The organism is Bacillus sp. AFS041924, from assembly GCF_002577195.1.
In the GTDB taxonomy this organism is placed as follows: domain Bacteria; phylum Bacillota; class Bacilli; order Bacillales; family Bacillaceae_G; genus Gottfriedia.
Window position 1 is genome coordinate 1 of record NZ_NULG01000159.1, and the last position, 4,080, is coordinate 4,080.

The 4,080-nt window shown below is 34.0% G+C and carries 5 protein-coding genes; 1 reads left to right on the top strand and 4 read right to left on the bottom strand.

Annotated features, from left to right (window positions below; all coding sequences use genetic code 11):
• Nucleotides 1-71: 71 nt before the first annotated feature.
• The 4 genes from COC46_RS21825 to COC46_RS21840 all read right to left on the bottom strand — a co-directional run bounded on the left by COC46_RS21825 (nt 72) and on the right by COC46_RS21840 (nt 3,211).
• Nucleotides 72-575: a metallophosphoesterase family protein gene (locus COC46_RS21825; protein WP_098811990.1), complete on the bottom strand. Its 504-nt coding sequence runs from the start codon at nt 573-575 to the stop codon at nt 72-74.
• Nucleotides 575-1,195, bottom strand: coding sequence for an XTP/dITP diphosphatase (locus tag COC46_RS21830; RefSeq protein WP_098811991.1), 621 nt, complete (start codon nt 1,193-1,195; stop codon nt 575-577). Before COC46_RS21830 ends, COC46_RS21825 begins: the two co-directional genes overlap by 1 nt.
• Nucleotides 1,196-1,219: 24 nt before the next feature.
• Entirely contained in the window at nt 1,220-1,960 is a 741-nt protein-coding gene (gene rph / locus COC46_RS21835; protein ID WP_098811992.1) for a ribonuclease PH, read from the bottom strand.
• A 204-nt stretch (nt 1,961-2,164) separates the two neighbouring features.
• Entirely contained in the window at nt 2,165-3,211 is a 1,047-nt protein-coding gene (locus tag COC46_RS21840; RefSeq protein WP_098811993.1) for a GerMN domain-containing protein, read from the bottom strand.
• Between the two features lie 202 nt (nt 3,212-3,413).
• Here COC46_RS21840 and COC46_RS21845 point away from each other — a divergent pair, with 202 nt between their 5' ends.
• The gene (locus COC46_RS21845; RefSeq protein WP_056472461.1) at nt 3,414-3,638 is read left to right on the top strand and encodes a helix-turn-helix domain-containing protein; all 225 of its coding nucleotides are present in this window, start codon (nt 3,414-3,416) and stop codon (nt 3,636-3,638) included.
• Nucleotides 3,639-4,080 lie beyond the last annotated feature (442 nt).

Consider the following 4,080-nt stretch of genomic DNA (forward strand, 5'->3'; position numbering starts at 1 on the left):
AACAGAGCCTAATTTTTAAATATGGTTAGCAGCTTAATCTAAAACTATTTAAGGCTACTAACCACCATTTTTTAAAGATCTAACGAAGTAGCTATTAGTTCCGTTCCATCCGTATTGTAAAACGTAACAGTAGCTTTCTTACCAATTGTTTCAAGAATTGCATATGTTTTTTCTCTTCGCATTCTAGGTAGTAGAATGCTACCAGGATTAATAAAAAGTACATCTTCAATAACTTCTGCACCTAATACATGTGAATGACCGAAACAAGCAATTGTTGCTCCAACTTCTTTACAACGATAATATAGCTTTTGTAACGACTGTTTTATTCCATGTAAGTGACCGTGAGTTGCATAAATCGTATGATCATCGCCACGATGAATAAATTCTTCAGGAAATTCTCCTCTGAAATCACAATTTCCTCTTACAACATTAAAATCCTTTAGTTCCTTTGCATTTACTTCTAATTCCGAATCTCCACAGTGTATCATTAAATCAACACTGCCACGATAACGGTCAGCGATTTCTTCTAACGGTTTCGTCAATCCATGACTATCACTTACTATTAGTACTTTCATTAATTTGATCCCCTAAATAAAAATTCTTTGCCTTCTTTATTTATTACATCCATTAATGATTTAATTGCATTTGCACGATGACTTAAGCCACCTTTTTCTTCTGCTGTTAACTCAGCCATTGTTTTATCTAATTCTGGCAAAAAGAATATTGGATCATAACCGAATCCGTTTGACCCTTTCTTTTCATTTGCAATATATCCTTCAACTGTACCATGAACAGTGATTGTTTCTTTATTTGGAACCGCTAAAGCTAATGCACAATAAAATCTCGCAGTTCTTTTTCCAGGAAAAACGCCTTCTAGCTCTTTTAATACTTTTTGCAAGTTATCTTCATCACTTTTATGTATTCCAGCATATCGAGCAGAAAAAACGCCTGGTCTACCTTCGAGCGCGTCCACTATTAAACCAGAATCATCTGCAATAACAGGTGTTTTTAGCTCATTAGCTAGATACTCGGCTTTCAAAATCGCATTCTCTTCAAAAGTAGTACCTGTTTCTTCTACTTCTTGAATTTCAGGAAAGTCTTTTAAAGATTTAATTTGAAATCCCAGCGGGTTAAAAAGCACTTCAAAGTCCCTCACTTTACCTTTGTTATTAGTGGCAATAATGATTGTATCCATCCTTAAAATCCCTCCTTTAAATGATTATTGGAATTTAATACCTTCTTGTAATAATACTTCTTTTTGTTTTTCAATTAGAGACTTAATTCCTATTTCACCTAAAGATAATAACTCATTTAATTCTTCTCTTGAAAAAGTTGCTTCTTCACCAGTTCCTTGAAGTTCAACAAATTGACCTTTTCCAGTCATAATAATATTCATATCAACACTTGCAGCCGAATCTTCTACATAATATAAATCAAGAACTGGACCAATTTCATCTAAAATACCAACTGATGTTGCTGCTAAGTAGTCTTTTACAGGATAAGATTTCAATTTATCCATTTTAATTAATTTATCAAAAGCAAGCATCATCGCAACAAAAGCACCAGTAATTGAAGTAGTTCGTGTTCCGCCGTCTGCTTGAATCACATCACAATCAATCCAAATTGTTTTTTCTCCAAGTGCTTCTAAATCAACAACCGCTCTTAACGCTCTTCCAATTAATCGTTGAATTTCCATTGTGCGACCAGTAACTTTACCTTTGGATGATTCACGTATCGTACGATCTTGTGTAGCTCTAGGTAGCATAGAATATTCCGCTGAAATCCAACCTTTTCCACTATTTCTCAAAAACGGTGGTACGCGATCCTCAACTGTTGCGTTACATATCACCTTCGTATCACCAATACTTATAAGCACAGAACCTTCTGCGTGCTTTGTATAGTGCGTAATAATCTCTATAGGTCTAAGTTCATTATTTAATCTTCCATCTGTTCTCGTCATGATTGTTTCCTCCTACAAAAATCTTCCAAATACTAGTATAGACAAAAATGTGATTTCATTTCTACTTATTTAAATGGAATTAAAAATAAAAATTAAAAACCTTGTACAAAAATTTAACGAATTTTGTACAAGGCTTCAAACATAGGAAAAGCAGAAATCAAAGGAAAACACTCTACCCTTTCCCTTTGTCCCTGCTTTAAATCCCTATAATTTTTTTGTATTTACATCCTTTGGTCTAGCCACCGGTTGACTTAAAGGCTTTCCCTGTTGGTCTAGGGCAGTTAATTTACCATTAATTTGAATCTCAATGGACTTAACTCCTTTTTGTTCGGTTAACGAAAGTACAAGTGGTTGTAATACATCATTATTAATCATATTTTTTGCTATATTTCCATAGATCCCATCGTTGAAATTAAGTACTAACTTACCACCCTTGAAGACTGGTTGACTAACTAATTTCGTATCAGCTCCGAAATCAGAAATCAAATTCGAGTATTCTGAGGGTCCTTTTATTAGTTCATTTACAATCGCTGAATAAGAATCTGCTTCAGCATTTGAAATCCTTGTAGTCACAGGTACATAATAAGTGTCTCCCATTTCTCCTTGAGAAACATAATATAAAGTAACTGGTCGAGAGTTCATAATGTCTACAATATCACCTTTATCAAAGTTAATTCCATCTTCTCTTGTTAACCCATTACCAATCTGAGCTTTATTTACTGGCATCGATGCCAGCTCTTTTCCATTTACTCGAATTTTCACTTTTGTCACATTATTAAATTGAGTTAAAGTCCAAGTAACTGCTTGAAACACTTTTAATTCATCTTCAGCTCGATATTGTTTAAATTCAGGTGAAAAATCAGCAATAATCGTTCCATCCTTTTGAGATTGAACACCTAAAACTTCAGTATTCGGAGGTAAAACCGCTTGGAAACCATTCGGTAATTCATCTGTTACAGGGCCATCCTTTACTAAGTATTCTAATGCTTGCTTCGCCAAGCTTGTAGACTTAGGTAGTTGGAATGTTTGCGGAACAACATATCCATTACGGTCAATTAAATATAATTCCCTTTTAACCGTTTCCTCTTTCTTAGCCTGAACTTCCTTTGAAGGCTGATCACTTTTATAAACCACGGTTTTAGGTGGATCAATGTCAGTAGAAGATTTTGTCGGAAGTAAACTACATCCACTCATTGTTGCGATTCCGCATACCGTTGCCGCTGTTATTAACAATCTTTTTTTCATCACCATACTCCCCCCTACGCTTTTTTATTATTTATACGAGCCTGTACAGTTTTTAGAACAAGCTAAAAAAGAAAAAAATAAATAATTTAAATCTAGCTCTAAATTTACTGGAAATATTCACCTAAAAGACCTATCTTTCATATGATAAAAAGACTAAATGAATACCCATCCGAAGAACAGCTCGGTCAAGCAAGGAGGGTTAGCACAGTTGAAGGATAGAGACTATCAAACAAAGCACACACTCACAAAGCGTGAAAAAGAAGTATTCGAGCTTCTTGTTCAAGATAAGACTACAAGAGAAATTGCTGAAGAACTTTTTATAAGTGAAAAAACTGTGAGAAATCATATTTCAAATGCAATGCAGAAGCTTGGGGTTAAGGGGCGATCACAAGCAGTTATTGAGCTTCTTCGTATGGGAGAGCTTGAACTGTAGTTACTTTGTAGAAACTCTTCTACAAACCAACATACTGCCGGCATTCTAATCGATATGCCGGTTTTGGTATTTACTTTGAGATTTACAGTTTTATATCTCACTATTTTCTTACTTGTAAAAAATCTGATTATCTTAAAATAAAAAGCTTACATTATATCCCTGCTTATAGTAGTTAAAAAAACCTATCCGAATAACAGGATAGATGAACTACTAAAGGGGGATTTTATTTTGGCTTTTTTATAAGATTGATCGTTACATCTAGTGTACGTTTAGCAATCTTTCATTATTAATTTATTACATACTTTTAATCGTTATAATAAAAAATCGTTTTCTCGAAGAAAACGATTTTTTCATGCTGCTGAAAAAAGACTTTGTCAATTATTACAGGAAATTATCACTGATAACTAAGTTATGTGATGTTGATTTCCACTACAGGTGCTCG

Coding starts and splice junctions, on each gene's coding strand:
- COC46_RS21825 (WP_098811990.1), bottom strand. CDS start 575: ATGAAAGTACTAATAGTAAGTGATAGTCATGGATTGACGAAACCGTTA.
- rph (WP_098811992.1), bottom strand. CDS start 1,960: ATGACGAGAACAGATGGAAGATTAAATAATGAACTTAGACCTATAGAG.
- COC46_RS21830 (WP_098811991.1), bottom strand. CDS start 1,195: ATGGATACAATCATTATTGCCACTAATAACAAAGGTAAAGTGAGGGAC.
- COC46_RS21840 (WP_098811993.1), bottom strand. CDS start 3,211: ATGGTGATGAAAAAAAGATTGTTAATAACAGCGGCAACGGTATGCGGA.